Raw genomic sequence first — 26,521 nt, 5'->3', positions numbered from 1 at the left:
GCAACGAAGAGAAACTGTAGCACCGTCGCCCGCAGGCATGAAATCGGCAGGTCAGACCGTTGGTTTCGTCGATACGCGAGAGCCCAACACACGGGCCCGGCGGATAGTGGAATTCTCGGGCGGAGCGGTTAGAGTAGTGGAGATTTATTTGTTCGTCATGTGAGGGGGAGCCAGTGGGTCACCTTCGAATGGTGCGTGGCACCGCCGCGATCGCGCTCGCGGCGGCGTTAGCGTCGTGCACGATCGGGGAGGAGCACCGCCTCGAGCCCGTCGCGCACACCACCGACGCGGCGGGTGTGGAAAAGACCACGGAGAAGGCCTCCCCGCGCCCGCCGAAGGTGTCCGTCGCCAACGGCGCAACGGGCGTCGAGCCGGGGGAGCCGGTGAAGGTGAGCTCGGCTGCCGGGCTGTCCGCGGTGAGCATGAAGAACGAGGACGGCAAGGAAGTGCTCGCCGAGTTCAACGAGGACAAGTCTGGGTGGGCCACCACCGAGGCGCTGGGCTACGGCCGCAAGTACACGGTAGAGGCGCGCGACACCGAGGGGCAGAAGGTCGTGAGCACCTTCACCACCGCGACGCCGAGCACCACGCTCAACGCCTACGTCGGTCCGCTCGACGGCTCGACGGTGGGCGTGGCGCAGGCAGTGACCATCCGGTTCGACGCCCCCGTCAAGGACACCAAGGCGGTGGAGAAGCTGATCAAGGTGCAGACGTCGAACGACACCGACGGCGCCTTCTTCTGGCTCGACCCCTACGAGCTGCGGTGGCGCCCGAAGGAGTACTGGGAGCCGGGCACCGAGGTCAAGGTCGACGTGGGCATGTACGGGCACAAGCTTGGCGACGGCGTCTACGGCGGCGACGACACCCACATCGGGTTCACCATCGGCGACAAGGTGGAGACCGTCGTGGACAATTACGACAAGATGCTGCGCGTCTACAACAACGGCGCGCTGGTGAAAGAGTTCCCGGTCTCGCTGGGCACCGACAACAAGAACGACACGCCCAATGGCACGTACGTCGTCGGCGACGAGAACGAGAAGCTCACCATGGACTCGCGCACGTACGGCCTCGCGCTTGACGCGGGCGGCTACGTCACGGGCGTGGACTACGCGACGCAGCTGTCGTACTCGGGCATCTACGTCCACTCCGCGCCGTGGGCGATCGGCGCGCTCGGCAGCTACAACCAGTCGCACGGCTGCATCAACGCCTCCTACGACAACGCGAAGTGGTACCAGAGCTACGTCAAGCGCGGGGACCCAGTAGTAGTAAAGAACACCGCCGGCGGCACGCTCACCCCGTACGACGGGCTCGGGTACTGGAACCTCGACTGGGAGCAGCGCTCCGGCGGCTCCGAAGCGCCGCTGTACGAGTAGGGGGCGTTCGGCTACCGCGTGTAAAAGGGGTAGTCGGTGTAGCCCTTCTCCCCGCCGGTGTAGAAGGTTGATTCGTCCGGTGCGGCCACCGGCAGCTCCTCCTTCCAGCGGCGCACTAAGTCCGGGTTGGAAATGGCCAACCGGCCCACCACGGCAGCATCCGCCTGCTGTAAGAGCCGCTCGGCCGCGTCATGGTCGGTCAGCTGACCGAACCCGGAGTTGAGGAAGACGCAGGTGCGGCCGTTCTCGCGGGCACGCGCGATCAGTTCGGCCACCAGCTCACCTGCGGGATCCGCGTGCATGATTGAGACGTAGGCGAGGCCGAGGTCAGCGGTGGCGCGCAGAAGCCCGCCGTAGGTGGCCAGCACGTCGGCCTCATCCAGCTCTTCGATGCCCTGAATGTTGTTCTGCGGCGACAAGCGGATAGCCACCCGGTCAGCCCCGATTTCATTCGACACCGCGCGCAGGATCTCCTCGACGAGCCGGAACCGGTTCTCCGGGGATCCGCCGTAGGCGTCCTCGCGCAAGTTGGAATTCGGCGAGAGGAACTGGTGCAGCAGGTAGCCGTTGGCGCCGTGGATCTCCACGCCGTCCATGCCGGCGTCGATGGCGTTTCGTGCGGCGTGGCGGAACTCGTCGACGATGCCCGGCAGCTCAGCGGTGTCCAACGCGCGGGGGATTGGGCAGTCCTTGCGGGACTCGAAGTCTCGAACCGCAGTGCCGGAGGCTATTGCGGACGGCGCGACCGGCTCCGTGCCCTCCTGCAGGCTGGCGTGGGAGAGTCGTCCGCCGTTCATCACCTGCATGAAGATGTGCCCGTCGGCCTCGTGGACGGCGTCGGCGACGCGGCGCCACCCTGCGATCTGCTCAGCGGTGTCGATGCCGGGCTGGCCCGGAAAAGTCCGACGGCTGACCGTGGGGAAGACGCCTTCGGTGACGATGAGCCCAAAGGAGGCGCGCTGCGTGTAGTAGGTCTCGTGCAGCGAAGTAGGCACGCCGTCGCGCCCCGCGCGCGAGCGCGTCAGCGGAGCCATGATGATGCGGTTTGGCAGGGTCATTCGACCCACGTCGAGGGAATCAAAAAGTGAGGTCATGCGCTCCTCAACGCGTACATGGCAACGGCTATTCCGTGCCCGTGCGTACCTCGGAGGGGGCCACGGCCATCGGCTCAGGGGATTAAACGCCCAGGTGGTTGGGGAGTGAAGCATCCGCATGGGAAATGGCCGGGAGACCCGCTGTTCAGAAGAGACGCCGTATTCGGCGCCGCAGACGGTGTCGGCCTGGGCGGAGAGGATCTGGTTGATAAACCCTTGCAGCATCTGGCGCATCAGATCCGGCGAGGCTTGGGCCAGCAGTTCATCCAGATAGGTTGTCGGGTCGATAGAATGCGGTGCAGCGGTCATCGTCATGTGCCTTTCGGTGAGATGTGGTAGTTGAGTCGAAAGGTTACTGACGATGGCCGCCCCACTATTTTCAAGGGCCCACCACCAGCAAGCGTTACACCACACTAAGGGACGCAACCTTTTGATTTCCTCGAACAGCGCGTTATGGACGATGAATTTCGGCAATTCCAGCGTTCGGAGTTTGACGGTACTGACGCTGAGTACTTCGAGCATTTGCTCGCTGACGATGATGCGCTCGCCCTCGACCACGCCGCATACGCGAAGCCTCGCACCCGACTGGTTAAACCGGTAGGCGGTCAACGCGATCGGCTGCTGCGTACTGTCGGCGAGAACCAGCGGCGACTCGATGCGCTGCGTCGCGCCACGGCACGGCGGAGACAACAACAGCAGCAACAGCAACAGCCTTGCCGGGAAGGCGATCGAGATGGTGGCGATGACTAGCGCCTGAGGGTTAAGTAGCAAAAAGTGTGTCTGCTATCGGCGTGTCGGAGGGTTAGATGTGGCCCTTTTGTCGCGCTTTCCGCGGGACCGGAGGGTGTCAGGAAGTTTGTGTGTGAGGCTCTGATCTGAAGGAGTTTCACCGATAATGACTACGGTGTCACCGAAGAAAAGCCATGACCCGGCGAGGGTCAATGCGATTAGCGAGAAGCTGATGGATAACCCCGAGCTCGCAAGGCTCATCGGGGAGCTGTCCACCTCCACCGACGACGCCAGCGAGCTGGTCAAGGGGCTTTTACAGGCGTCGATCAACGCCGGCCTGCAGGCGGAGATGGATGCCCATTTGGGCTATAGCCACTCCGACCGCAAAGCGAAAGCCCAGGTGGAAACCGGGCGGGGCAGCAATCACCGCAACGGGTCGTACACCAAGACCGTCGATTCCGGCTACGGCCCAATCGAAGTGACCATGCCGAGGGATCGTGCGGGAACGTTTCGCCCGCAGATGGTGCCCAAAGGCTCCCGTCGGCTCACAGAGCTCGACGACATGATCATCTCGCTGTACGCCGGCGGGATGACGGTGCGAGATATTCAGCACCACCTTGCCACCACTCTGGGGGTGGATATGAGCCCAGATACGATCAGCACCATTACTGATGCGGTCTTAGACGAGGTCATGATCTGGCAAAACCGCCAGCTCGACGAGTTTTACCCAGTGATCTTCCTCGACGCGCTACGCGTGAAAATCCGTGACGGCCACCGCGTGGTCAATAAGGCCTGCTATATGGCTGTCGGTGTGGACATCGACGGCATCAAGCACATCTTGGGATTGTGGATCGCTGACAATGAAGGTGCCGCATTTTGGGCATCAGTCTGCGCAGATCTGGCCAACCGCGGTGTCCAGGACGTGTTCATTGTCTGCTGCGACGGGCTCAAAGGCCTGCCAGAAGCCGTGGAGGCAACCTGGCCGAACTCTATGGTGCAGACCTGTATTGTGCACCTGATTCGGGCTGCGAACCGGTGGGTGTCGTATCAGGACCGCAAAGGCGTCTCCCGCGCGCTGCGTGAGGTCTACACCGCTCCCAATGAGGAGACGGCACGCGCCAGCCTGGATGCTTTCGAGGCCAGTGAGCTGGGCCTAAAATGCCCCCAGTCGGTCAAAGTCTGGCGCGACGCTTGGGAGCGGTTCGTGCCGTTTCTGCAGTTCCCACCGGCAGCCCGCCGGGTGCTCTACACCACCAATTCGATCGAGTCGCTGAATGCTGAACTGCGGAAAGCCACCCGTAACCGGGGACAATTCCCGAACGATACCGCGGCGCTGAAGACGCTGTGGTTGATGATCTGCAACATCGAGGACAAGCGCGCTGCGCAGCGGGCGAAGAAAGCCAAGCGCGACGTTGAGTGCAACGGCTATATTGAAGGAGCGAAAGCCACCGGGTGGAAACAAGCCATCAATCAACTAGCCGTGGCTTACCCCGACCGATTCGCGGACTACTTGTAAACCAAGCCCCCGCACACAAAGAATCGGACACCCTCCGGGACCGCACATGCAGTAGATACGCCAACGGTCCTACCACGGGTATGAACACCAGAAAGAGCACGATCCAGACATCCGACCATCGTCTGTTAGGTTGCCTGAAAAATACAATGATACTGGCAACTAATAGCACCACAGCCGCCAACGTGAGCAGCATAAAAACGTAATCGACCGGAGATGGTTCTAATGGAGAAACTCCATTGCCTTGCAAAGCGGTTAACTGCATTTGTGAAATTTCCATCACCCCTGGTTCATCACATTGCTTCTGACACGGTGTTTTCGCCCAGGATCCTAACAGGCAGCCACCCTCCGCCATCCCGCGTTAACGCTGTCGCAACACGCCTTCCTGGACACTGAGGTGGTTCAGTCCGTACACACACTCCGAGGAGGAAAAATCATGACCAGCACCACCACCCGTATCGCCGCGTACGCAACCGCAGCAACGCTCGCACTCGGCGCTGTCGCCGCGACCCCGGCGAACGCCGCTACCGTCGCAGCAAAGGGCAAGGACGGCGTGTGCGCCGTGAAGCTTGCGCCGGCCGAGAAGCGTTTCATCGAGTCGTGGTTCGACGAGTCCAAGGCGATCGGTGACTACGAGCAGGCTCGCGACCTCATCGCGGCGATTGAGCAGGTCTACCCGGGCGTTGTCGCGGAGAACGAGAAGGCGCTCAAGGGTGAGAAGGCGGAGTTTGGCAAGTTGTTGCCGGAGGGGCTCGTCGCAAAGTATGCGGATGCGCAGAAGACGATGAAGGAGTCGGAGCCGACGGTGCATCGCACGCTGGAGGCGATTGACACGGATTCGTGGCGCGTTGACCCGGACACGAAGCGCATGGAGACGCCGCTGACCGCGAAGGATGGCGACGTGTACAAGGCGTGGGCGGAAACCCCGTCCGGCAAGGTTGCTGCGAAGCGCATGCTTATCGACGACGCCGACGCCACCGCCGCCGAAACCTGCACCAAGGGCATGCGGGCGAATGTGAAATACCCCACCGCCGAGGCTGACGTAAACGTGCCAGCCATTGTCGGTGGGGTGGTTGCGGCGCTGCTGGTCATCGCAGGCCTGTTCTTTGCGCTGCCCCACTTCGGCATCAAACTGCCGATGTTGGGCATGTAGTTCTGGCTAGAACTTAGCGATCGGGCCGAGGGCACGGTCCACAGCGAACGGTGCCAGCAGGGCAATCAAGGAGATCAGACCCGCGATGCCTGCGATGGCCAGGGTGGCGATGAGGGGTTAAGTAGCAAAATGTGTGTCCGTTCGGTGTGTCGCCGGGCGGACACTTTGCTTGCTATTTCATGGGGCGTTTCCTAATTCCTATCGAGTGGTTGTATTCGGTTGGGATAGCGTTGTCGTAGAAGGCTGGTCGTCCTGTTTCTTGGTCGGCTTTGTTGTGGTCTTCTTCGGCAAGATCGTTAACTTTGGCGAGTTGGTCTTGTCCGAAATTGCACTGACTGGCGATTTTGAGTGGATCGTCTGGATTGAACGCGAATCGGGCGTATATAAGGTTCCGCACCTTATATACGCCCGATTTATGCTGCCTGATCAGTGATAACCCCGAAAATCAGACACACTTTCTGCTACTTAACCCGCGCCTGATTTCTAGAATCTTTAACGTACTCTTTAACGTACCCGGCGATTAAAGCAATTTGCCCCGTAACCTGTTTATGCAGGTCACGGGGTATCTTTGGGGTGGCTGACGGGACTCGAACCCGCGACACCTAGGATCACAACCTAGTGCTCTACCAGCTGAACTACAGCCACCATCGCTGTTTTGCAGCGAGATTTACTGTAGTCCCTCACCGTGTTTTCACAAAAACGGCTGGTACGCGTCGGTTGCGCCCGCGGCCGCCACCGTGGCGGCGTCGGCATCAGGACCGGGTGCCGCCACGAACACCGCGCGACGGTAGTAGTCGAGCTCGCGGATGGACTCGACGATGTCTGCGAGCGCCCGGTGCGCCATGCCCTTTTCCGGCTGGTTGTAGTAGGCCTTCGGGAACCAGCGGCGGGTGAGCTCCTTGATCGTGGAGACGTCGATCATGCGGTAGTGCAGCGCCGCGTCCAGCCGCGGCATCTGCGCGCGGATGAACGTGCGGTCGGTCGCGATCGAGTTGCCCGCCAGCGGCGCGGGGTGCGCCGGGTCGCAGTGCTTTGCCACGAGCTCGAGCACCGCATCCTCCGCCTCCGCGAGGGAGACCGTGGAGGCCTTGATGTCGTCGAGGAGCCCGTTGCCGGAGTGCATCTCGGTGACGAAGTCGTCCATCTCGGCGAGCTGCGCGTCGGTGGCGTGCACGACCAGGTCCACGCCCTCGTCGATGATGTTCAGCTCCGCGTCGGTGACCAGGGCCGCGACCTCGACGATGACGTGGCGGGCGGGGTCCAGCCCCGTCATCTCCAGATCGACCCAGACGATGCGGTTGTCCTTCGCGGCGGTCTCCATCTATTCCTCTCCCATCTGTGCGTAGAACTTGCCCATGATCGGCGGAAGCCACCCGCGCGGGGCGTAGTTGGACACCACGTCCATGGCCTTGGACAGTGGGCCGGGCACAATGCGGCGGCGATTCGCTTTCATGGCGCGGATGGTGTCGGCGGCGCAGGACTCGTAGGTGGTCCACAAAAAATCCGGCACGACCTTGTCCACAATGGTCTGCTCTTCCTCCGGGATGTACGCTTCGCGCACCGGGCCGGGGGCGAGGAGGGTGACGTGCACGCCGGAGTCCTTGAGCTCGTAGTGCAGCGCCTCGGTGAACATGTTCACGCCGGCCTTGGTGAACACGTAGGTGGCGTTGTTCGGGATGGGCAGGTTGCCGGCCGCGGAGCCGACGTTGCACAGCGCGCCCTCGCCGCGCGGCACCATCTGGTCCAGCACGGCCTTGGTGATGCGGAACACCGCGGTGGCGTTCAGGTTGAACTGGTTCGTCTCATACTCCCAGTCCTGGGCCATGAACGGGCCGAAGCTGGCAATGCCTGCCGAGTTCACGCAGATGGAGATGGTGCGGTTGCCAATGTGCCGGATCAGGGCGTCCACGTCGCGCTGCTTGGACAAATCGCCGGCGAAGATTTCGATGTCGACGCCGTGGGTGAGCGAGAGCTCGTCGCCAAGCTGCTGCAGCACGTCCTGGCGCCTCGCAGCGAGGATGAGGTTGTGGCCTTCGGCCGCGAGCTGGCGCGCGATCGCCTCGCCGATGCCTTGGCTCGCGCCGGTGATCAGCGCGAACGAGTCGGGTGCGGGTGCGGGAAAACTCATGGGGACGAATCTACCCGCCGGCGATCTCGCGGAGTGCGGCCGTATGGTTCTCAAAGGCCCGCGCGCCGGCCGCGGTAAGCGTGACCCACACGGTGTCTTTCGCCCTGCTTGAGCCGTACTCGCGGAAGCGCGTGACGTATCCGTGCTCCTCCAGCGTGGCCAGCTGCTTCGACAGCGCAGAATCCGACAGGTCAGCTTGGGCTTTCAGTGCGCTGAATCGCATCTCGTGCCGGGACGAAAGCTTCTCGACGGCGCCAGCGTGATACAACGCAGCACAGATCTTGAGCCTAGCCAGGGGGTGAATGACAGGGTCGATGGCAGGGGCGTTCATCGGTTCTTCTCCGAGTAGACCATCACGGCCGTGAACACGACAGCGGTGACCACGCCGGCGATGATTCCGCCGACCACGCTGCCCTCAGGGACGAGCCAGGTCAGCGGCATGACGATGAGTGGGGCGAGAGCGGCGGCCCAGTTCGTCTGCGGGTCCTCCTGGATCGGCTGCTTCATGCTCGGGCGCACGTTGCGGTTGCTGTCCCAGATCGCCAGCGCGATGCAGGCGACGACGATGAGCAGGAACAGCACCCACCAGTACTTCCAGCCGATGATCGTGCCGGCGATCGTGATGCCGAAACTCGTGCCGAGGATGGCGTAGACCAACGTCGGGATGTGTTTGCGCTGGGTGTCGTGCTCGATGCCGTCGATCTGCTCGAGGGCGGCGCGGGCTTCTTCTTGGGAGATCTGGGTATGCGGTGTGTTGGGCTGCGGTGCGTTGCTTTCCATGTTCGCAAGCATGTCACTTGCTAGACCGGAAAGCAAGGGTTTTCGGAGGGGATGTATGCGCGTTTGGCGGCCTCAGCAAAAACCCGAACTCGCAGCGGCAGTGGTTGGGGGTGGCGTGGGGAACCTTTGGTCGTCGATAGGCAAAAGCTCCCTGAGTTCAGGTTGAAGTGGCTAACCCGAACTCAGCGGGCGGTTGGTGGGGTGGTGGCATGAAAAAGGGCGGCCAAAGCCGCCCGAGTTCAGGTTTTGGCCGACGCGCTAAATTTCGTGCATCTCCTGGTGCTTTGTCTCCGGCGCGGAAATGATGGCGATCAGCGAGATCGCGGTGACGACCACCAAGTAGTAGCCCACGGCCTTCGGGCCGTACTGGGCGTTGAGCGCGGTGGCGATGAACGGGGCGATGGCCGCGCCCAAAATGGAGGAGACGTTGTAGGCGATGCCGGAGCCGGTGTAGCGCACGTTGGAGGGGAACAGCTCCGGCAGGATCGCGGACATCGGGCCGAAGATGAAGCCCATGAGGATCATGCCGATGAACAGGAAGATGCCCAGCGAGAGCATGGTGAACGTGTCCGGGTTGAGCAGCCACTTGAAGCACAGTCCGTAGACGATGATCGCCGCGGACGTCAGGCCCAGCACCGGGCGGCGTCCGTACGTGTCGGCGAGGTGCGCGGACACCGGGATGCCCAGCATGAAGCCGAAGATACAGACGAGCTGCAGCTTGAGGAAGGTCGGGTACGCGATACCCAGGCCGACGCCCTCCTCGGCGGAGCCGATGCCGTAGGAGAGGAACCACGTGGTCACGATGTAGAACAGCGTGTAGCAGCCGACCATGATGAAGGTGCCCTGGATCAGCGGCTTCCACGCCGTCTTGAGCACCTCCGCGAGCGGGGAGGCGGCCTTCTTGTCGTTGGCCTCAACCTGCTGGAACACCGGCGTCTCCTCAACCTGCAGGCGAACCCACAGGCCGATCATCACCATGACGATGGAGAGTAGGAACGGGATGCGCCAGCCCCAGCGCATGAACGCGCCCTCGAAGTCGCCGGAGGTGTGCCCCAGCACGGTGACCAGGATGAGGAACAGGCCGTTGGCCAGGAAGAACCCGAACGGCGCGCCGAGCTGCGGCCACATTCCGGCCCAGGCGCGGCGGCCCTTCGCGGCGGTCTCGGTGGACAGCAGCGCCGCGCCGGACCACTCGCCGCCGAGGCCGAGGCCCTGGCAGAAGCGCAGGATCGCGAGCAGCGCGGGGGCCCAGATGCCGGCCTGCGCGTAGGTGGGCAGCAGGCCGATGGTGAAGGTGGCCAGGCCCATCGTCAGCAGCGCGCCGACGAGGGTGGCCTTGCGGCCGACCTTGTCGCCGAAGTGGCCGAAGAGGATCGAGCCGAGCGGGCGGGCGATGAACGCCAGGCCGAACGTGGCGAACGACGACAGCAGCGCCACCGTGCTCGACTCTGCTTTGGGGAAGAAGAGGAACGGGAAGACGGCGACCGCGGCGGTGGCGTACGCGTAGAAGTCGTAGAACTCGATCGTCGTGCCGATCGTGGAGGCCAGCTTGACGCGGCGCCGCTCCTCGGGCGTGGTCTCGCGGAGCTCGATCGGGTGCGCGTTGTTGGTGTCGGCTGGCGGTGCTGGGTGTTCGACGCTCGCTGTCATGTCCCGGCCTTTCATTCCACTATGCAAGACAATGTCCTAACGGATGGAATGACTGTATCACAGTGTGGGAAGCGCGTTCCGAAGTGGGGTTGGGCTTGCCGGGCTGGCGGACGGCGTTTGTAAAAATCCGCAGTCTGGACGGGTGTCCAGAACTAAACATGTCGGTCAGGAGGATATCGCTGGCGGCGCGCTTTGTGTCAAGTGGTTGTGAACAGTTTCTGGTTTAGGCGACGGTAAGTGTGGGTGGCTGTGGGCGGGTTTTGGTGGTTGTGCGGATGATGGTGACCTCCTTGGGTAGTCCGGTCGGTGTTTTTGGCATAGCGGTGATGAGTCCGGCTTCGAGTGCGGCGCGTGCTGCGTTGATGCGGTTGGTTTCGTATTGTCTCCAGGTGCCGTCGAGCACGCTTTGCGGGGTGTAGCCGTTGATGCCGCTGTGGGGCCGGTTGTTGTAGTGCCTGGTAAACCGGGCTACCCATTGGGTGGCGGCGTCGATGTCGGCGAAGACTTTCGGGTAGTACGCAAATCCCTTCATGGTGTGAAACAGCGATTCCATTTGGGGGTTGTCGTTGCTGATGGCCGGCCGACTAAACGATGCGGTGACGTCGTGTTTGGCGAACACACGCTTTAAGGCGTTGCTTCGCATAGCTGCCCCGTTGTCGGAGTGCACGGTTTGCACTGTGGGGTAGCGCGTCAAGATGTCGTCGAAGAGTTTGGATACACCGCGCGCGTCTTCGCGGTGGGTGACCAGCGTGCCAATCACGGCGCGTGAGTACAGGTCGATAATGGTGTGGCAGGCGTAGGTTTCGTTGACGAACGGGCCGGGCAGGAATGTGATGTCCCAGCACAGCACTTGTGCTGGTGCAGTAGCGACGACATGTGGTGGCTGGTTGTTGCCGCGTTTCGACCTGCGTTTGGTGCTTGTGCAGTTGCGGTGTTTCAACAGTCTGTTGTGCTTGCGGGCGATGCGGTAGAAACTGCTCAAACTGGCGATGTAAGCGCCGTGGTTGTAGGCGTTGTAGAACACATCGTCCACGCTGGACTGCGGATTGGCGTCCAGCTGGGCGAGGATCTGGTCGATGTGTTCTTGTGTGAGCCGGGGGATGTTGCGTTCGTGGTGGGCAATCGGGTTGGCGGTTTTCGGCCGTGGGTTGGATTCGTAGTAGATCCGGCTGCGGCTGACTCTCAGCAACACACACGCCCGGGTTGTGGAGTGGCCTAATCCGACAAGTGCGTCGATGAGTCGTTGTTCTTCTTGTCGACCAGCTTCATAGCGTCGCGTTTCGTCTTCGGATAGGCGTTTTCCTCCGCGTCGTAGTCCACGCCAGGAAGATCGGGCATGGACGCTAAAGCTTTTCCCAACACATCACTGGTTTTGACCCATTTATCCAGTTCTTGTTCTTGCCGGGTGAGTTTGCGGTTGGCTTTGGCGAGTTCTTTTTTCAACCGGTCGTTTTCTCGAATCATCGCCTCAACCTGGCGCCGTGACTGCGTAAGGTCATCGGAGGTGTGTTTTCCCACTGTTCCTGCCTTTCGTGTATGCGTGTAATGCGCGATCGATCCGTCTGCAACCATGGTGGCCCACCGCAGCACTGTCCGGTGGCACAGATCATGCTTGGCTAAAAACGCCTCCTTTTCACCGTAAGGAAGTGCAAGGTAGCGCTGCGCCAGCGACGTCACCGCCGCAGCGTCAAGCACCGCTGGTAGTTCCTCGTCGCCGACCGACGCTGCTTTTTGCTGCGCGCAGGTCAAAAGCCCAAGCTGTTGGCCCCACCGAAAGATCTTGACTCCATACAGCCCATGGCGATCAAGCCAGATACCTTTCGCCCCGTAGGGCAACTGGCGATAGATCGTGACCATCTGCCGCTTCTGAGTGGCAGTAAAATCCAACCCCCGCGAATACGGCTCACACGCTCTAAACACAACCGCGCCAGCCTGCGGCATGACCAGGTCATCCTCGTCGAGGACCTCGCCAGGAGACAGCACCGTCACAGCAAGGGACAACACATCATCAGCACAAAGCCTCCGCCTGGGCAGGCGACCGCTTCGAACCTGTTGACCACCGACCGAAGCTGCCTCGGACAGCGCGTCCGGCTCCGGGATCAACACTGGAACATCGAGCAAAGTCATGAACAAAACCTCCTACGGATCGTTGTTCACAACCAGCCTGACAGAGAGGGGCGCATGTGAATTTTTACAAGGGGAAGGGCACGATAAAACCGGCCCTCCCGGAAACGGGAAGGCCGGTGGCGGCGGGGAGCGACGCTACTCGCCGGCGACGGCGTCGTCAGAGACGCCGCGCTCGACCTGCTCGGTGCGCTCCTCGGTGTTCGGGTGCTCCGCCAGGTGGCCGGAGCCAGTTTCGCGGGTCTCGTTCTCCGCGTTCTCGAAATCGTCCACCGAGCTGAAGTTGGTGGGGGCGTTGCCGATGCGGGTCGTGCTGGCGTCGAGAAGCTTGTCCAGCTCCGATGCCTCGCTGCCGTCGAGGTGAGGGTCCTTGTCAGCCATTAGTTGCGACCGTCCTTTTCAAAGTCGTCATCGTCGCCGGTCTCCTGGATGGAGGCGTCGGCGTCCGGATCGGAGAGGTTGTTGATGCTGTCCTCATTGACTGGAGAGTTCTTCTCGTCAGCCATGTCGTGGCCTCCTTGTGCGATAGGCAATCGTGCCACGCCGATGGTAGCGCTGAACGGCGGGGTGCCGGAGGGAAACGTCGATACGCAGGCGAAAGAAAGCGCCCCCAGCAGGATTCGAACCCGCGACCAGCCGGGTAGAAACCGGATGCTCTAATCCACTGAGCTATGGAGGCAATGCGCGCAATTGTAGTTATGGCCGAGGCCAAGGCGAAAGTAGGGTGATGACCATGACCGAGACTCGCACCCGCACCGTCGCGCCCGCGTGGCCGCTCTACCTCGCCGCGGCGGTGGTCGCCGCCGTCATCGCGGGCGCGGTGGCGCAGTCGTTCTCGGGCGGGTCGCTCGCGGCGCTCGGCATCCCGGACCCCGGCCCGGCGACGACGTTCGGGCTGCCGGCGCTGCGCGGCGCCGCGTGGATCCTCATGAGCCTGGCTACCGGGTCGTTCCTGCTCGCCGCGTTCCTCGTCCCGCCGCGCATGACGGGCGAGGACCTCAACGGTGCGCGGCTGACTGTCGACGGCCACCTCGCGGCCCGCACCGGCGCCCACGCGAGCGCCGGCGTCGCGCTCATCGGGCTCGCGATGATCCCGCTCGTGCTCTCGGACGTCTCCGGCCAGCCGCTGCGCACCGTCTTCTTCGAGGCGGCGGCCTGGTCCCAGGCCCTGGACCAGGTGGCGGACGCCCGCGTGTGGCTCATCGTGGCGGTGCTCGCGGCGGCGGTGGCCGGGTTCGCGTACGCGGCGTCGAGCTGGTGGTCGCAGGTGGCGGCCTTCCTCGGCTCGATCTGCGTGGTCATGCCGCTCGCGCTCACGGGCCACTCCGCGTCCGGCGGCGCGCACGACTTCGGCACCAACTCGCTCATCTGGCACCTCGTGGCCATGCTGCTGTGGGTTGGCGGGCTCATGGCGCTCACGGCGCACGCGATGCGGCGCGGCCCGCACCTGCCGGAAGCGACGCGGCGCTACTCGCGCATCGCGCTGTTCGCGATCGCCGTCATGGCCGTCTCGGGCGTGGTCAACGCGCTCATCCGCGTGCGGCTCGCCGACCTCACGCAGTACAGCTACGGCAACGTGCTCATCCTGAAGACGGTGGGCATCGTCGTGCTCGGGTTCATCGGCTTCGTCCACCGCGAGCGCACGATCCCGCGGCTCGAGGCGGAGCCGCAGGCGTTTCGACGCCTCGCGGCCGTCGAGGTGACCATCATGGCCGCCGTCGCCGGGCTGGCCGTCACGCTCGGGCGCACCCCGCCACCGCCCCCGCTCGACCCGAACCTCACCCGCATGCAGGTGCAGATGGGCTACAACCTCGACGGGCCGCTCACCTGGGGCAACTGGCTCACGCAGTGGCGCCCGGAGCTGCTGTTCAGCGTCATCGCCGTGCTGCTCGCCGTCTACTACGTCCACCTCGCGCGCCGCGTCGACGGCTGGCAGGCCAGCCGCACGGCGTGGTGGCTGGCGGGGTGCGCCTTGGTCGTCGTCACGCTGTGTTCCGGGCTGGGAATGCACATGCCCGCCTCCTACTCCGCGCACATGACGGTGCACATGATTCTCTCGATGGGGGTGCCGGTGCTGCTCGTGCTCGGCGCGCCGCTCACCCTCGTGCGCGCCGCGTACCCGGCCGGCGAGTTCAACCCGCGGCTGTGGGCGGAGAGCTTCCAGCGCTCGAGCTTCGTGCGGTGGATCTCCCACCCGGCGGTATCCACCATCCAGTTCCTCGTGCTGTTCTATGTGCTTTACGTCGTCGAGCCGCTCTATGACCTCATGATTTCCGAGCACGCCGGCCACGTCATCATGAACGCCGTGTTCCTGCTGTCCGGCTACTTCTATTTCTGGGAGCTCATCGGCCCGGACGAGATCGTCGGCCGCGCGAGCGCGAAGGTGCGCTTGGCGTGGCTCTGGATCTCCATGCCGTTCCACCTGTTCATGGGTGTCTACCTCATGCAGCTCGGCGCGGTGATGGGCGAGGAGTTCTACCGCTCGCTCGAGCTGCCGTGGCACCCGGACCTGTTGCGCGTGCAGAAGGACGGCGGCGGCATCGCGTGGGCGGCCGGGTCGTTCCCGCTTGTCATCGTCTTCGGCGAGCTGTTCCGCCAGTGGCTCAAGGAGGACCGCGCCGAGACTGCGGAGTCGGACCGCCGCGCGGAGGAATCCGACGACGAGGAGTGGCGCCGCTACAACGAGATGCTCGCGCGGTTCGAGGGTCACTAGCTGGGGATTGGGGAATTCTCAGGAAAAGTTATCCACAATTCGGGCGAACCCTTTTCAATTCGCTTGTTGCGTGCGATTCTGGTTGCGCAGGGGGCAGTTGCGTATCGACGAAACCCTCGCACCACCAATCCACGCAAGAAAAGGGGACAACGTCCATGAGTAACACCGTCAACACCTACTGCGGCAACCTCGTCGCGGAACCGTACTTCAAGCGCATCGGCAAGGACAACGCGGTGGCGCGCCTGCGCATCGCCTGCTCCGACAGCCGCAAGACCGACGACACCGTCGAGGGCAAGCCCGTCTGGCAGGACTACAACAACCTCTACCTCGACGTGGAGTGCTGGGGGCAGCTCGCCATCAACGCGGCCGCCTCGCTGTGCAAGGGCTTCCCGGTCGTAGTGGTGGGCAAGCTGGTCACCGATACCTGGGAGACGCAGTCGGACGGCAGCGAGGAGACCGTGACGCGCTCGCGGCTCAAGGTGAAGGCCCACGCCGTTGCGTTCGACCTCGCGCGCTTCCAGGTCAACTCCGTGCGCACCTCCAACGCCGGCAACACGCTCGAGGGGCACACGCCCGCGCAGCCGATGGACGCCGACGCGCTCGACCGCAAGCTCAACGGCGAGGGGACGCAGGGCATGGAGGAGCGCCACCTGAGCGCCGAGGACGTCATTTCGCCGTCGTTCGCCGGTGCGCCGGGCGGAGACGCTTCGGGCGCGCCGGGCGGGGAAGCTTCGAGCGCTGACGCGCTTGTCGGCGCTGCCGCGGGGGATGGCCCGGCGCCGTTCTAACCTGCCGCTCGCACCCCCTGCCGCTACCCGAGCGCCCCACCGCTCCAACCGCGGTGGGGCGCGCGGCCCGTGATGTACGCTGAGTGCTGCATTGACGTCCACACACACCAAAAAGGGGAAATGTAGTGGCTGAGTTCATCTACACGATGAAAAACGTCCGCCGGGCCATCGGCGACAAGGTCATCCTGGACAACGTGACCATGGCGTTCTACCCGGGCGCGAAGATCGGCGTCGTGGGCCCGAACGGCGCCGGCAAGTCGTCGCTGCTGAAGATCATGGCCGGCATCGACCAGCCGAACAACGGCGAGGCGTTCCTTCAGCCGGGCGCGACCGTGGGCATCCTGCTGCAGGAGCCGCCGCTCAACGAGGAGAAGACGGTGCGCGGCAACGTCGAGGAGGGCCTGGGAGACCTCTTTGACAAGAAGGCCCGCTTCGAGCAGATCGCCGAGGAGATGGCCACCAATTACTCCGACGAGCTCATGGAGGAGATGGGCAAGCTCCAGGAGGAGCTCGACGCCGCCGACGCGTGGGAGATCGACTCGAAGATCGAGCAGGCCATGGAGGCGCTGCGCTGCCCGCCGTCCGATTCGCCGGTGACGAACCTGTCCGGTGGCGAGCGCCGCCGCGTGGCGCTCGCGAAGCTGCTGCTCTCCGAGCCGGACCTCCTGCTGCTCGACGAGCCGACGAACCACCTCGACGCCGAGAGCGTGCTCTGGCTGGAGAAGCACCTGCAGACCTACCCGGGCGCCGTGCTCGCCGTGACCCACGACCGCTACTTCCTCGACAACGTCGCGGAGTGGATCTGCGAGGTGGACCGCGGCAAGCTTTACCCGTACGAGGGCAACTACTCCACCTACCTGGAGAAGAAGGCGGAGCGCCTCGAGGTCGCCGGCAAGAAGGACCAGAAGCTGCAGAAGCGGCTCAAGCAGGAGCTCGACTGGGTCCGCTCCTCGCCGAAGGCGCGCCAGGCGAAGAACAAGGCCCGCCTCGAGCGCTACGAGGAGATGGCGGCCGAGGCCGAGCAGTACAAGAAGCTCGACTTCGAGGAGATTCAGATCCCGACCCCGCCGCGCCTGGGCAACAAGGTCGTCGAGGTGAAGGACCTGGACAAGGGCTTCGACGGGCGCGTGCTTATCGACGACCTCTCGTTCACCCTGCCGCGCAACGGCATCGTCGGCGTCATCGGCCCGAACGGCGTGGGCAAGTCCACGCTGTTCAAGACCATCGTGGGCTTCGAGGAGCCGGACGACGGGTCCGTCGAGGTCGGCGAGACCGTGAAGATCTCCTACGTGGACCAAAACCGCGAGAACATCGACCCGGAGAAGACGGTGTGGGAGGTCGTCTCCGACGGGCTCGACTACATCCACGTCGGCCAGAACGAAATGCCGTCTCGCGCGTACCTCTCCGCGTTCGGCTTCAAGGGGCCGGACCAGCAGAAGCCGTCGAAGGTGCTCTCCGGCGGCGAGCGCAACCGTCTCAACCTCGCGCTCACGCTCAAGCAGGGCGGCAACCTCATCCTGCTCGACGAGCCGACGAACGACCTCGACGTGGAAACGCTCGGTTCGCTGGAAAACGCGCTGCAGAACTTCCCGGGCTGCGCCGTCGTCATCTCGCACGACCGCTGGTTCCTCGACCGCACCTGCACGCACATTCTCGCCTGGGAGGGCAACATCGAGGAGGGCAAGTGGTTCTGGTTCGAGGGTAACTTCGGGGACTACGAGAAGAACAAGGTGGAGCGCCTCGGTGAGGAGGCCGCGAAGCCGTCTCGCGTCACCCACCGCAAGCTCACCCGATAGGAACCCACCATGGCTGATACCAGCAACGTCCACGTCCACACGATCCCGGTGCGCTGGGGCGACTTCGACCGCTACGGCCACGTCACCAACTCCGCCTACATCGAGCTCGCGCAGGAGGCCCGCCTCGCCTTCGCGCAGGAGTTCTTCTTCTCGCAGGGCCACGAGTTCGTCGTGTTCGTGCGCCGCCTCGAGGTGGACTACGTCCGCCCGATCCTGCCGAACACGACGCAGGTGACGGTGGAGACGCAGGTGGCCAAGGTGGGCAACACCTCGTTTACCACCCGCCAGGAGATCAAGGACGCCCAGGGCAAGGTCTGCTGCGTCGTCGACTGCGTGCAGGTCGCGGTGGACACGGCGACGACGTCGCCACGCGAGATCACGCAGAAGGAGATCGGCATCCTCTCGCAGGCCGCCGACGCGTAGGTGGTCACCTTCCGCATCGAGTCCGGCGCCCGCGGGCTGACCACGCTCGTGGGGCGCGCCGTCGCGCTCGACCCGCAGGCCGCCGCCCGCGCGCAGCAGGTGCCGGGCGGCGTCGACGTCTTCGTCACCACCCCCTTCGACGCCATTGCCTCTCGACGAGCCTCCGGCACCATCGCCCCCGACCGCTCCGCGATGGCCGCGAAGGACCTGCTCGTCGCGCTGCAGTCCGGAAGCGTTGAGGTCGGCCCGGCCCGCCCCGCCGCGTGGCCCGGCGCGCTTCCGCCGGCGGACGGGTTCGTGCTGCGCGAGGAGGTGCCTGTCGGCGTGGCGCGGCGCCTCGCCGACGAGGGCCGCACCCTCGCCCGCCAGTTTGCCGGTCCGGCCGGCCCGCCGCGCTCGCTGCTCGACTCGGTCGTGCTCACCGCGGACGCGGAGGGCGCGGACCCGGTGGACGTCCCGATGCGCATGATTTTCGCCTGCACCGCGCTCGGGCTCGTCCCGGGCTTCGAGGCGCCCGCGGAGATCCCGCGCCACCTGCGCATTTCCACGTGCGGGGGCTGGACGCGCCTGGACGCGCCGTTCGGCTCCGTCTACCGCAACACCCGGCCGAACCTCCTGTTCTAGTAGGCCCTCGGGCCCTGGTTGATCATCATGTACGCCACGCGCTGCATGTGGTTCCACATCTCGGCGCGGTAGGGCGGCGGCAGCTCGTCGTCAGTGAACTGCGCCATCGAGTTGCTCATGAGCGTCAGCCACCGCTCCGCCTCGGGCTCGCCGATGGGGAAGGGGAAGTGGCGCCGGCGCAGCATCGGGTTGCCGCGCTTCTCCTGGTACTCGCGCGGCCCGCCCCAGTACTGGACCAAAAACCAGCGCAGGCGGTTCTCGGCGCCCTCGAAGTCCTGCTCCGGGTACATCGGGCCGATGAGGTCGTCCTCTTTCACCTGCGAGTAAAAGCCGTGGACAAGGCGGTGGAAGAAGGGGTCGCCGCCGACGGCGTCGTAAAGCGTCTGCTCCTGCTTCGGGCTAATGTCCATGGTTCTCCTTGTGTTCGACGAGCACCGAATCCATCGGCGTGAGCACGACGTGCTGCTTGTGCAGGTCCGCGAGGATGCGCTGGTTGAGGTGGCGGGCCACGGCCCACTGCTCGCCGGGGAACGTCTTCACCGTGAGGCGGAAGGAGACGTAGTTGGGGGCGAACTCGCTCGGGCCGAGCATCTGCGGCGGAGCCATGACCTTGTCGCGGATCTCCGGGTCCTTGATCGCGGCCCGGGCGGACTCCTCGATGACGCGCGAGACCTTGTCCGGGTCCGCCATGAGCGAGACGGGGATCTGCAGCCGGGCCGTGGAGAAGCGCACGGAGTGGTTGCCCACCTGGTCGATGTCGCCGTTGCGGATGTACCACAGCGCGCCGTCGATGTCGCGCAGCGTGGTGATGCGCAGCGTCATGTCCTCCACCTCGCCGGTGACGCCGTTGACCTCGATGGTGTCTCCGACGCCGTACTGGTTCTCGAGCAGGATGAACATGCCGGAGAAGAAGTCCTTCACCAGCGATTGCGCGCCGAAGCCGATGGCCACGCCGACGACGCCGGCCGAGGCGATGAGCGGGGCGACGTTGACGCCGAGCTGGTCCAGGATCGCGAGCGCGGCCCACGTCCAGATGATGATCGCGGCGACGGAGCGGCCGACGTTCGACAGCGTCTTCATGCGCTGCTGGCGCCGCGCCTCTCGGGTGCGGATCTGGGGGGAGTCGACCGGGCCGGAGCGCTCCAGGATCGCCTTCTGGCTCTCGATGCCGCGCTTGGTGGCGCGGGTGATGATGCGCTTGGCCAGGCGGCTGAGCACGATGGCGATGACGAGGATGAGCAGGATCTTCAGCGGGCGCGTGACCAGCATCTCGTGGGTGGCGGGGTCGTTCCACCAGGTGGTCACGCCGTTGACGGCGTCGTCGACGTCAGTGCTGACTTTTTCTGTCGCGTCTTGGGCGGTGTACGTTTCCATCGGGGCACGAGTCTAGTGCATAAAAATAACGCGAAAATGAACCGCTTGGTCTAGTGTCTGTGGGCATGAGCGCTAACGGATTCTCCACCGATGCCATCCACGCTGGCTACGAGCCGGACGGCCTGTACGGGCCGATCAACACCCCCATCTACGCGTCGACCACGTTCGCCCAGGACGGGCTCGCCGAGCTGCGCGGCGGGTACGAGTACACCCGCGTGGGTAACCCCACCGTGACGGCGCTGGAGAAGGCCGTCGCTGCGCTCGAGGGCGCCGAGTACGCGGTGGCGTACTCCTCGGGCATGGCGGCTATCGACGTCATCCTGCGCGTCCTGCTCAAGCCGGGCGACCACGTCGTCGTCTCCAACGACGCCTACGGCGGCACCTATCGCCTCATCCAGCAGGTGTTCACGCAGTGGGGCATCGCCAACACGGTGGTGGACATGACCACCCCCGACGAGGTCGCCGCCGCGGTGCAGGACAACACGAAGGTGATCTGGGTGGAAACGCCGACGAACCCGCTGCTCGGCATCGTCGACATCGCGGCGATCGCGGCCGTGAAGCGGCACGCCACGCTCGTGGTGGACAACACGTTTGCCTCGCCCTACCTGCAGAAGCCGTTCGAGCTCGGCGCGGACGTCGTGGTCCACTCCACCACGAAGTACATCGGCGGGCACTCCGACGTCGTCGGCGGCATCGTCTGTGGCGACGACGCCCGCGTCCCCGGCTTCCAGGAGCAGCTGCGTTTCTTCTTCGGCTGGGTCGGCGCGAACCCCTCGCCCTTTGACACCTACCTCACCGGCCGCGGCCTGAAGACCCTCGCCGTGCGCATGGACAAGCACTGCGACAACGCCGAGGCCGTCTCCGAGTTCCTCGAGGCCCAGCCGCAGGTCGCGCGCGTGTGCTACCCGGGCCTGGAGTCCCACCCCGGCCACGAGGTTGCCAAACGCCAGATGCGACGCTTCGGCGGCATGGTCTCGGTGCTCTTCCAGACCACGGAGCAGGCGAAGGCGTTCTGTACGTCCACGAAGCTGTTCTGCCTCGCGGAGTCCCTCGGCGGCGTGGAGAGCCTCATCGAGCACCCCGCCACCATGACCCACGTCTCCGTCGCCGGCTCCGCGCTCGAGGTGCCGGGCGAGCTCGTACGCATCTCGGTGGGCATCGAGGACGAGGCCGACCTCATCGCCGACCTCGAACAGGCGCTGGCCCGGATCTAGCTAGGCCCTAGCAGTCTGATTATTCAGCCTTGTGAACCCACGAGCGTTCCCTCGTTGAATGCGGAAAGATCGACACTCATGCGAGCGCTAAGCCACGAAACCCTGGTACAAGATATTGAGAAGTACTGGGAGGAGTTCTTCGCCAAGGAAATAGCGGAGGCCGAAAGCGAATGTCAGAGGCGGCGAGAAGATGCAGACATCGCACGCCAGCGTCTGGAGCGAGACCAGCAGAAAAAAGACGATTTGGAGCAACAAATACGCTGGAAAGTTGGCGAACAGACGAGATGTCAGCAGCGAAGGCGTACGCACTCTGAACGTGTCCAGGAGAATATGCGCCAACTCGCTGATACAGAGCGTCAGGTAGAAGACGCACTCCTCAGGGTCAACAGGGCCGAAGATGAGGTTACGTACACCAGGCGACGATGCACAGATCTCGAGAGCTCGGCACCGATTGAAACCTCCAACTACGAGGCTGAGTTGGAGGCCTACAACGAATACATATCGATTCTGGATAACAAAATTGAGGAGCTTGAGGCGCAGCTCAAGCGAGTAGAAAAGAGCGCGGATGATGGCCCGGGCAAGTCTGCAGACGTCCAGCGACTCAAACATTTGATTGAGGAAGTGCAACTCAAACGCGACTTGGAAAAGCGGCCGCGTGAAGATCGGGCCTTTCTTGAACAGCGAGAACGATTCGAGAAGACTCTCGCTGACGCGAGAAATGATTATGCCGCTGCGTGCACAGCGCGTGACCAAGCTAAGTCGGAGCTAGACGACGTTCGATCGGATTTGGACTACTACCAAGACCAGGCGGGAGAGCTAGCAAGCGAGCCTGAACGCGACGCGGAGGTTGAAAAGCGAGCCGAGGAAGACGAGCTGGAACTTAGAGCCCTACTCGATTCCATCCAACTCACGCTGACTTCCGAAGAACAGCAGCTCTTGCGTGCCGAGGAAGCGGCGATGAGACACCTCCAAACGGTCAAGGCCACGGTGGGGGAGCGCGTCAAAAGCTCGGTGGCCCGGTTGGACCAAAGCGCCATGTCTCGGAACGGTCATCTTTCTGAACTAGAAACTTTGACAGGTGAGAGGGAATTGGCGCGTGGCCTCTGGGACAGGGCAGTTCAGCAGGAAGAAGCACGGATCCTGCTCGAAGTGTCACCGAATCTGCCTTCCCTCCGTGAGGATCTCGAGTCAGCCGAACGAGAGCTCAAGGCAGTCCGGGCGAACATCACCAACCAATTCGATAACTTCGAGTTGTCCAGTGACGAAGAACGGATCCTCACCGAGACGTTCACTCCCGATCAAGAAGATGTTCTTGATCACGGTGGCGAGCTAACGTACTACTTGGAAACCAGTATCACTGAAAAGCTGCTCTACGCCTTTACCGCAGTGGTTCTCATTCTGGGCGCACCGATAGTGCTGAAGAATGTTTACGCCCCCGACAGCGATTGGGTATGGGCGGGCAGGCTTTCGATCATTTTCGGTGTCGTTCTAGGGTTTATCGGAACTCTTTCGCTCATCGCATTTCGAGAGAGTAAGAGACCCATCCAAACGGTCTCTCGCAGCGCCAGCAAAGATGGTTTCACCAGATTTCGAGATAGCGGCGGAAAGTATAAGCCGTACAAGCTAGCGCTCAAGCACCGGGAGTTGAAGTTGCGTTACGACGAGCTCGAAACACACACTTCGCGCCTCCGCCAGTCCTATGGTGCTGCTCAACAGCGTGGTAATGAGAAGCTGGCCGAGTGGCTCCCCGCAGACGCACTCGGATACCCAATCCTTTCCGATGAAGAACTAGCCCCTGTGGTCGACGATCTTCGCGGACGAATAGTGGCGGCGAGCGTAGACCCAGGCCAATGGCCTGTAGCTGACCTGCGGCCAATGCAGGCACGCTACAAACCGAATGTCAAGGGATACGACGACGTATGGGACACGTGGTCCGCGATGCTTGAGCAAGAACGTCTGACGGCGTTCCTCCCCGGAGTTAACTCGTAGCCCCGTCGACGGTGCGGTTGCGCAGCGCCCGCGCCGCGCGGTCCTGGCCCTCGGACACCACGCGCTTCAACCCCGCGGGCACATCGGCGTTGAGCAGCGAGTTCGCGGACTCGATCGCCTCGGCAGTGACGTCCCAGCGCGGGTACATGCCCTCGAGGGTGCGCTGCGCCATCTCGTTGGTCAGCCGCTCCCACAGGCCGGGCGCTTCGCGGAAGTACTCGTCGGTGAGCCCCTCCAGCCCGTCGTAGGTGAACGTCAGGCCGTCCATGAGGTAGCGGGCCTCGAGGTTGGTCAGGTCGTCTTCGACGAGCTTCTTCCAAGCCCACCGCTTATCGACGACAGCTCTCGCCCGCAACCTCGAAATCGCGCCCTCCGACGTGTTGTCCTGCTCCTCGTCCGCGGCGTCGAGTGGCAGCGCGCCTGCGGCGATGAGGTTGGTCAGGGCCAGCCAGCGCACCTCCTGATTGTCGGAGTGGCCCAGCAGGTCTTGGAAGTACGCGACCGTCTCCTCGGTGGGGGTGAGGCGGGCCAGCGCACGGTCGAAGATGGCGGCCGGCTCGGCGCCGCGGAAGGCGGTGTTGAGCAGGTCCATGCCCTCGCCCTCCCAGGCGGGGTCGACGTACTGGCGCACCGCCTGGGTGGCCTGGGCGAGCAGGCGCTCCTGCACGCTCGGGTGGGTCTCGGCGGCGGCGTGGGCAGCCACGAGCTTCACAAACTCGCGGGCCGGCAGCTCGCCGTCGCGCACGGACTCCCACAGCGAGGACCACACGAGCGTGCGCGCGAGCGAATCCTCAATCTCGCCGAGGTGCTCGACGGCGAAGCGCTGGTGCTCCGGGGTGAGGCGCATCTTGCAGTACGTGAGGTCGTCGTCGTTGACCAGGGCGAGGTCGTGCTCGACGCCGGCGAGCTCGGGGATTTCGGTGCGCTCGCCGTCGACGTCGGTTTCGATTTGCTTGATGCGCCGGACGGTGCCGTCGATAAGCGAGTAGAGCCCCACGCGCACGCGGTGGGGGCGCGGATCCTCCTGGAGCACTGCGAAGGTCTCGCCGATCTCCGGGCGCAAGGTGGAGACGCCGGTGGTGCGCAGCCACTGCTCGGCCCAGTCCGCGAGGTCGCGGCCCGAGGCCTGCTCGAGCGCGCCGAGGAGGTCGGCAAAGGTCGCGTTGGAGTAGGCGTGGTTGTCGAAGTGGGTGCGCACGCCCGCGAAAAACTCCTCGTAGCCCACGTACGCCTGCAGCTGCTTGAGCACGGAAGCGCCCTTCGCGTACGTGATGCCGTCGAAGTTCTGCTCCGCGGTCTCGATGTCGGGGGCGTCCGCGGCGATCGGGTGCGTCGTGGGCAGCTGGTCCTGCTGGTACGCCCACGCCTTCTCGACGGACGCGAACGTCGTCCACGCATCCGCGTACTCGCCGATCGCGGTCTGCGCGGTGGCGGCGGACCAGGTGGCGAAGGACTCGTTGAGCCACAGGTCGTCCCACCACTGCATGGTCACCAGGTCGCCGAACCACATGTGCGCCATCTCGTGCAGGATCGTGTCGTTGCGACGCTCGAGGCGGTACGGGGTGGGCTCGGAGGTGAAGATGTACTCGTCGCGGTACGTCACGCAGCCGACGTGCTCCATCGCGCCCATGTTGTACTCGGGGCAGAAGATCTGGTCGTACTTGTCGCCGAACGGGTAGGTGCGGCCGAAGTTGGCGTGGTAGAAGTCGAAGCCCTCCTTGGTCTGGCGGAAGATGCGCTCCGCATCCAGGTGGGGGATGAGGCTCGCGCGGGCGTAGAGACCGAGCTCAATCGTGCGCTCGGCGCCGTCGTCGCCGGTGCAGCGGTAGGTGTCGGAGACGCGCTCGAACTCGCCGGCGCAGATGCAGATGAGGTACGTCGAGAGCGGGGTGTCGATGGTGGTGGTCCACGTCTTGGTGCCGTCGCCGTTGTCGGTCGCGGTGACCGCCTCGTTGAGGATGACGGTGTAGCGCTCCGGGGCCGTCACGCTCACCGTGTAGGTGGCCTTGAGGTCGGGCTGGTCGAAGCCGGCGAACACCTTCATCGCCATCGCGGGCTCGAACTGGGTGTACAGGTAGTCCTTGCCGTCGACGGGGTCGGTGAACTTGTGCAGGCCCTCGCCGGTGCGGTTGTACGCGTCGTGGGAGGTGACGGTGAGCACGTGCGCGCCGTCGCCAAGCGAAAGCTCCTGCCCGGTCGCCTCGCCGTCGAGGGTGGCCTCGAAGCCGGCGGCGACCAGGTCGAAGTGGGTCTCGCCGGCCTTCGAGTCGAACTCGACGGTGCTCACAGTGGTGAACTCGTCAGCGTCGGTGATGTCCACCTTGATGTCGTAGCGGACGTTCGAAATGAGGGCTGCGCGCGCCTGCGCGTCGTTGCGAGTGAGATTGGTCTTCATGTGTCGCAGCTTACAACGGCACAAATTCGCTATCGTGGACACCATGACTGAACAGGTGACATTCTGGTTCGACGTGGCGTGCCCGTTCTGCTGGCAGACGTCGCGTTGGATGAAGGAAGTGCAAAAGGTTCGCGACATCGACGTCGAGTGGGTGCCCATGTCGCTCGCAGTGCTTAACGACGGGAGGGACCTGCCGGCCGACTACGCCGCCGCGATGGAGGCGAACTGGGGCCCGGCGCGCGTCTTCGCGAAGGTGAAGGAGGAACGCCCGGACCAGGTCGACGCGCTCTACACCGCGATGGGCACGCTCGTGCACCCGGGCGGGGAGGGCCACAAGCAGGGCTACGGCGCGTACGACGAGATCATCGCGAAGGCGCTCGCCGAGGTCGGCCTGCCCGAGCACTTCGCCGAGGTGGCCAACACCACCGAGTGCGACGACCTGCTGCGCGGCTTCCACGCGAAGGCCATCGAGGCCGTCGGCGACGACGTGGGCACACCGGTGGTGGCGCTCAACGGCACCGCGTTCTTCGGCCCCGTGATCACCCGCGTGCCGGAGGGCGAGGAGGCGGGCGAGCTGTTCGACCACGCCGTGGGACTCGCGAGCTACCCGTACTTCTTCGAACTCAAGCGCACCCGCACCGAAGACCCGCAAGTACGCTAG

At 64.0% G+C, this 26,521-nt stretch carries 25 protein-coding genes, 2 tRNA genes and 2 pseudogenes; 12 read left to right on the top strand and 17 right to left on the bottom strand.

Annotation, left to right across the window (positions count from 1 at the left end):
* Positions 1-173: 173 nt before the first annotated feature.
* Entirely contained in the window at positions 174-1,373 is a 1,200-nt protein-coding gene (locus CJEDD_RS09795; RefSeq protein WP_232297653.1) for a L,D-transpeptidase, read from the top strand.
* Positions 1,374-1,384: 11 nt separating this feature from the next.
* On the opposite strand, the gene CJEDD_RS09790 is transcribed toward CJEDD_RS09795, so the two are convergent.
* Positions 1,385-2,467 (bottom strand): alkene reductase, encoded by a 1,083-nt coding sequence (locus tag CJEDD_RS09790; RefSeq protein ID WP_074432466.1) that lies wholly within the window; start codon positions 2,465-2,467, stop codon positions 1,385-1,387.
* A gap of 132 nt (positions 2,468-2,599) precedes the next feature.
* Positions 2,600-2,776, bottom strand: a pseudogene (locus tag CJEDD_RS09785) (IS256 family transposase); the annotation flags it as partial.
* A 144-nt stretch (positions 2,777-2,920) separates the two neighbouring features.
* On the opposite strand from CJEDD_RS09785, the gene CJEDD_RS09780 reads away from it, so the two are divergent.
* From CJEDD_RS09780 to CJEDD_RS09770, 3 genes are all read left to right on the top strand, one after another.
* Positions 2,921-3,217, top strand: coding sequence for a hypothetical protein (locus CJEDD_RS09780; RefSeq protein WP_042404963.1), 297 nt, complete (start codon positions 2,921-2,923; stop codon positions 3,215-3,217).
* Positions 3,218-3,362: 145 nt separating this feature from the next.
* Positions 3,363-4,712 (top strand): IS256 family transposase, encoded by a 1,350-nt coding sequence (locus CJEDD_RS09775; protein WP_042404964.1) that lies wholly within the window; start codon positions 3,363-3,365, stop codon positions 4,710-4,712.
* A 433-nt stretch (positions 4,713-5,145) separates the two neighbouring features.
* Positions 5,146-5,862 carry a hypothetical protein gene (locus CJEDD_RS09770; RefSeq protein ID WP_042404965.1) on the top strand — a complete coding sequence of 239 codons (717 nt, stop codon included), beginning with the start codon at positions 5,146-5,148 and terminating at the stop codon, positions 5,860-5,862.
* A gap of 172 nt (positions 5,863-6,034) precedes the next feature.
* On the opposite strand, the pseudogene CJEDD_RS09765 reads toward CJEDD_RS09770, so the two are convergent.
* The 12 genes and pseudogenes from CJEDD_RS09765 to CJEDD_RS09710 all read right to left on the bottom strand — a co-directional run.
* A pseudogene (locus CJEDD_RS09765) lies at positions 6,035-6,223 on the bottom strand (IS1249 family transposase); the annotation flags it as partial.
* Between the two features lie 208 nt (positions 6,224-6,431).
* Positions 6,432-6,507, bottom strand: a tRNA-His gene (locus tag CJEDD_RS09760).
* A 46-nt stretch (positions 6,508-6,553) separates the two neighbouring features.
* Complete coding sequence (gene orn, locus CJEDD_RS09755) at positions 6,554-7,183, bottom strand: oligoribonuclease (RefSeq protein ID WP_273657503.1); 630 nt, start codon at positions 7,181-7,183, stop codon at positions 6,554-6,556.
* Entirely contained in the window at positions 7,184-7,990 is an 807-nt protein-coding gene (gene cmrA, locus CJEDD_RS09750) for a mycolate reductase (RefSeq protein WP_042410226.1), read from the bottom strand. It lies immediately after the preceding gene.
* Between the two features lie 10 nt (positions 7,991-8,000).
* Positions 8,001-8,321 carry a transcriptional regulator gene (locus tag CJEDD_RS09745; RefSeq protein ID WP_042410229.1) on the bottom strand — a complete coding sequence of 107 codons (321 nt, stop codon included), beginning with the start codon at positions 8,319-8,321 and terminating at the stop codon, positions 8,001-8,003.
* Entirely contained in the window at positions 8,318-8,770 is a 453-nt protein-coding gene (locus CJEDD_RS09740) for a hypothetical protein (protein ID WP_157034547.1), read from the bottom strand. Before CJEDD_RS09740 ends, CJEDD_RS09745 begins: the two co-directional genes overlap by 4 nt.
* Before the next feature lie 258 nt (positions 8,771-9,028).
* Positions 9,029-10,420: an MFS transporter gene (locus tag CJEDD_RS09735; protein WP_081764621.1), complete on the bottom strand. Its 1,392-nt coding sequence runs from the start codon at positions 10,418-10,420 to the stop codon at positions 9,029-9,031.
* Positions 10,421-10,643: 223 nt separating this feature from the next.
* Entirely contained in the window at positions 10,644-11,612 is a 969-nt protein-coding gene (locus CJEDD_RS09730; protein ID WP_074432590.1) for a DDE-type integrase/transposase/recombinase, read from the bottom strand.
* Positions 11,613-11,635: 23 nt separating this feature from the next.
* Complete coding sequence (locus CJEDD_RS09725; RefSeq protein ID WP_273657502.1) at positions 11,636-12,547, bottom strand: hypothetical protein; 912 nt, start codon at positions 12,545-12,547, stop codon at positions 11,636-11,638.
* Between the two features lie 135 nt (positions 12,548-12,682).
* Complete coding sequence (locus CJEDD_RS09720; protein ID WP_042409861.1) at positions 12,683-12,925, bottom strand: hypothetical protein; 243 nt, start codon at positions 12,923-12,925, stop codon at positions 12,683-12,685.
* Positions 12,925-13,050 (bottom strand): hypothetical protein, encoded by a 126-nt coding sequence (locus CJEDD_RS09715; protein ID WP_269745007.1) that lies wholly within the window; start codon positions 13,048-13,050, stop codon positions 12,925-12,927. The genes CJEDD_RS09720 and CJEDD_RS09715 overlap by 1 nt, the downstream gene beginning before the upstream one ends.
* Before the next feature lie 99 nt (positions 13,051-13,149).
* Positions 13,150-13,223 (bottom strand) — tRNA-Arg (locus CJEDD_RS09710).
* Positions 13,224-13,277: 54 nt separating this feature from the next.
* Between CJEDD_RS09710 and CJEDD_RS09705 the strand changes: the two genes are divergently transcribed.
* From CJEDD_RS09705 to CJEDD_RS09685, 5 genes are all read left to right on the top strand, one after another.
* Positions 13,278-15,257: a bifunctional copper resistance protein CopD/cytochrome c oxidase assembly protein gene (locus CJEDD_RS09705; RefSeq protein ID WP_198133027.1), complete on the top strand. Its 1,980-nt coding sequence runs from the start codon at positions 13,278-13,280 to the stop codon at positions 15,255-15,257.
* A gap of 155 nt (positions 15,258-15,412) precedes the next feature.
* Entirely contained in the window at positions 15,413-16,045 is a 633-nt protein-coding gene (locus CJEDD_RS09700) for a single-stranded DNA-binding protein (RefSeq protein ID WP_052333873.1), read from the top strand.
* Positions 16,046-16,170: 125 nt separating this feature from the next.
* Positions 16,171-17,841: an energy-dependent translational throttle protein EttA gene (gene ettA / locus CJEDD_RS09695; RefSeq protein WP_042409854.1), complete on the top strand. Its 1,671-nt coding sequence runs from the start codon at positions 16,171-16,173 to the stop codon at positions 17,839-17,841.
* A gap of 9 nt (positions 17,842-17,850) precedes the next feature.
* Positions 17,851-18,264, top strand: coding sequence for an acyl-CoA thioesterase (locus CJEDD_RS09690; protein WP_273657500.1), 414 nt, complete (start codon positions 17,851-17,853; stop codon positions 18,262-18,264).
* Positions 18,265-18,888: a DUF8185 domain-containing protein gene (locus CJEDD_RS09685; protein WP_042406811.1), complete on the top strand. Its 624-nt coding sequence runs from the start codon at positions 18,265-18,267 to the stop codon at positions 18,886-18,888.
* Here the strand turns inward: CJEDD_RS09685 and CJEDD_RS09680 are convergent.
* Complete coding sequence (locus CJEDD_RS09680; protein ID WP_042406813.1) at positions 18,885-19,298, bottom strand: globin; 414 nt, start codon at positions 19,296-19,298, stop codon at positions 18,885-18,887. The two genes, CJEDD_RS09685 and CJEDD_RS09680, sit on opposite strands and share 4 nt — an antisense overlap.
* On the bottom strand, positions 19,288-20,262 hold the full coding sequence (locus CJEDD_RS09675; protein WP_273657499.1) for a mechanosensitive ion channel family protein: 975 nt from the start codon (positions 20,260-20,262) through the stop codon (positions 19,288-19,290). Before CJEDD_RS09675 ends, CJEDD_RS09680 begins: the two co-directional genes overlap by 11 nt.
* A gap of 53 nt (positions 20,263-20,315) precedes the next feature.
* Between CJEDD_RS09675 and CJEDD_RS09670 the strand changes: the two genes are divergently transcribed.
* On the top strand, positions 20,316-21,476 hold the full coding sequence (locus CJEDD_RS09670) for a cystathionine gamma-synthase (RefSeq protein WP_415857853.1): 1,161 nt from the start codon (positions 20,316-20,318) through the stop codon (positions 21,474-21,476).
* Between the two features lie 78 nt (positions 21,477-21,554).
* Positions 21,555-23,465, top strand: a complete 1,911-nt coding sequence (locus CJEDD_RS09665) for a coiled-coil domain-containing protein (RefSeq protein WP_157034456.1) — start codon at positions 21,555-21,557, stop codon at positions 23,463-23,465.
* On the opposite strand, the gene pepN is transcribed toward CJEDD_RS09665, so the two are convergent.
* The gene (gene pepN, locus CJEDD_RS09660) at positions 23,455-25,860 is read right to left on the bottom strand and encodes an aminopeptidase N (RefSeq protein WP_042406841.1); all 2,406 of its coding nucleotides are present in this window, start codon (positions 25,858-25,860) and stop codon (positions 23,455-23,457) included. The two genes, CJEDD_RS09665 and pepN, sit on opposite strands and share 11 nt — an antisense overlap.
* 43 nt (positions 25,861-25,903) lie before the next feature.
* Here pepN and CJEDD_RS09655 point away from each other — a divergent pair, with 43 nt between their 5' ends.
* Positions 25,904-26,521: a mycothiol-dependent nitroreductase Rv2466c family protein gene (locus CJEDD_RS09655; RefSeq protein WP_042406860.1), complete on the top strand. Its 618-nt coding sequence runs from the start codon at positions 25,904-25,906 to the stop codon at positions 26,519-26,521.

This window comes from Corynebacterium jeddahense (genome assembly GCF_028609865.1).
In the GTDB taxonomy this organism is placed as follows: Bacteria; Actinomycetota; Actinomycetes; order Mycobacteriales; family Mycobacteriaceae; genus Corynebacterium; species Corynebacterium jeddahense.
This window is presented reverse-complemented; position numbering and strand designations above follow the sequence as displayed.

What these genes read in the sequence shown, in the direction of transcription:
- CJEDD_RS09655 (WP_042406860.1), top strand. Translation starts at nt 25,904, where the DNA reads ATGACTGAACAGGTGACATTCTGGTTCGACGTGGCGTGCCCGTTCTGC.
- pepN (WP_042406841.1), bottom strand. Translation starts at nt 25,860, where the DNA reads ATGAAGACCAATCTCACTCGCAACGACGCGCAGGCGCGCGCAGCCCTC.
- CJEDD_RS09790 (WP_074432466.1), bottom strand. Translation starts at nt 2,467, where the DNA reads ATGACCTCACTTTTTGATTCCCTCGACGTGGGTCGAATGACCCTGCCA.
- CJEDD_RS09705 (WP_198133027.1), top strand. Translation starts at nt 13,278, where the DNA reads ATGACCGAGACTCGCACCCGCACCGTCGCGCCCGCGTGGCCGCTCTAC.
- CJEDD_RS09735 (WP_081764621.1), bottom strand. Translation starts at nt 10,420, where the DNA reads ATGACAGCGAGCGTCGAACACCCAGCACCGCCAGCCGACACCAACAAC.
- CJEDD_RS09690 (WP_273657500.1), top strand. Translation starts at nt 17,851, where the DNA reads ATGGCTGATACCAGCAACGTCCACGTCCACACGATCCCGGTGCGCTGG.
- CJEDD_RS09720 (WP_042409861.1), bottom strand. Translation starts at nt 12,925, where the DNA reads ATGGCTGACAAGGACCCTCACCTCGACGGCAGCGAGGCATCGGAGCTG.
- CJEDD_RS09725 (WP_273657502.1), bottom strand. Translation starts at nt 12,547, where the DNA reads ATGACTTTGCTCGATGTTCCAGTGTTGATCCCGGAGCCGGACGCGCTG.
- CJEDD_RS09675 (WP_273657499.1), bottom strand. Translation starts at nt 20,262, where the DNA reads ATGGAAACGTACACCGCCCAAGACGCGACAGAAAAAGTCAGCACTGAC.
- CJEDD_RS09745 (WP_042410229.1), bottom strand. Translation starts at nt 8,321, where the DNA reads ATGAACGCCCCTGCCATCGACCCTGTCATTCACCCCCTGGCTAGGCTC.
- orn (WP_273657503.1), bottom strand. Translation starts at nt 7,183, where the DNA reads ATGGAGACCGCCGCGAAGGACAACCGCATCGTCTGGGTCGATCTGGAG.
- cmrA (WP_042410226.1), bottom strand. Translation starts at nt 7,990, where the DNA reads ATGAGTTTTCCCGCACCCGCACCCGACTCGTTCGCGCTGATCACCGGC.
- CJEDD_RS09775 (WP_042404964.1), top strand. Translation starts at nt 3,363, where the DNA reads ATGACTACGGTGTCACCGAAGAAAAGCCATGACCCGGCGAGGGTCAAT.
- CJEDD_RS09740 (WP_157034547.1), bottom strand. Translation starts at nt 8,770, where the DNA reads ATGGAAAGCAACGCACCGCAGCCCAACACACCGCATACCCAGATCTCC.
- CJEDD_RS09665 (WP_157034456.1), top strand. Translation starts at nt 21,555, where the DNA reads ATGCGAGCGCTAAGCCACGAAACCCTGGTACAAGATATTGAGAAGTAC.
- CJEDD_RS09680 (WP_042406813.1), bottom strand. Translation starts at nt 19,298, where the DNA reads ATGGACATTAGCCCGAAGCAGGAGCAGACGCTTTACGACGCCGTCGGC.
- CJEDD_RS09780 (WP_042404963.1), top strand. Translation starts at nt 2,921, where the DNA reads ATGGACGATGAATTTCGGCAATTCCAGCGTTCGGAGTTTGACGGTACT.
- CJEDD_RS09700 (WP_052333873.1), top strand. Translation starts at nt 15,413, where the DNA reads ATGAGTAACACCGTCAACACCTACTGCGGCAACCTCGTCGCGGAACCG.
- CJEDD_RS09715 (WP_269745007.1), bottom strand. Translation starts at nt 13,050, where the DNA reads ATGGCTGACGAGAAGAACTCTCCAGTCAATGAGGACAGCATCAACAAC.
- CJEDD_RS09770 (WP_042404965.1), top strand. Translation starts at nt 5,146, where the DNA reads ATGACCAGCACCACCACCCGTATCGCCGCGTACGCAACCGCAGCAACG.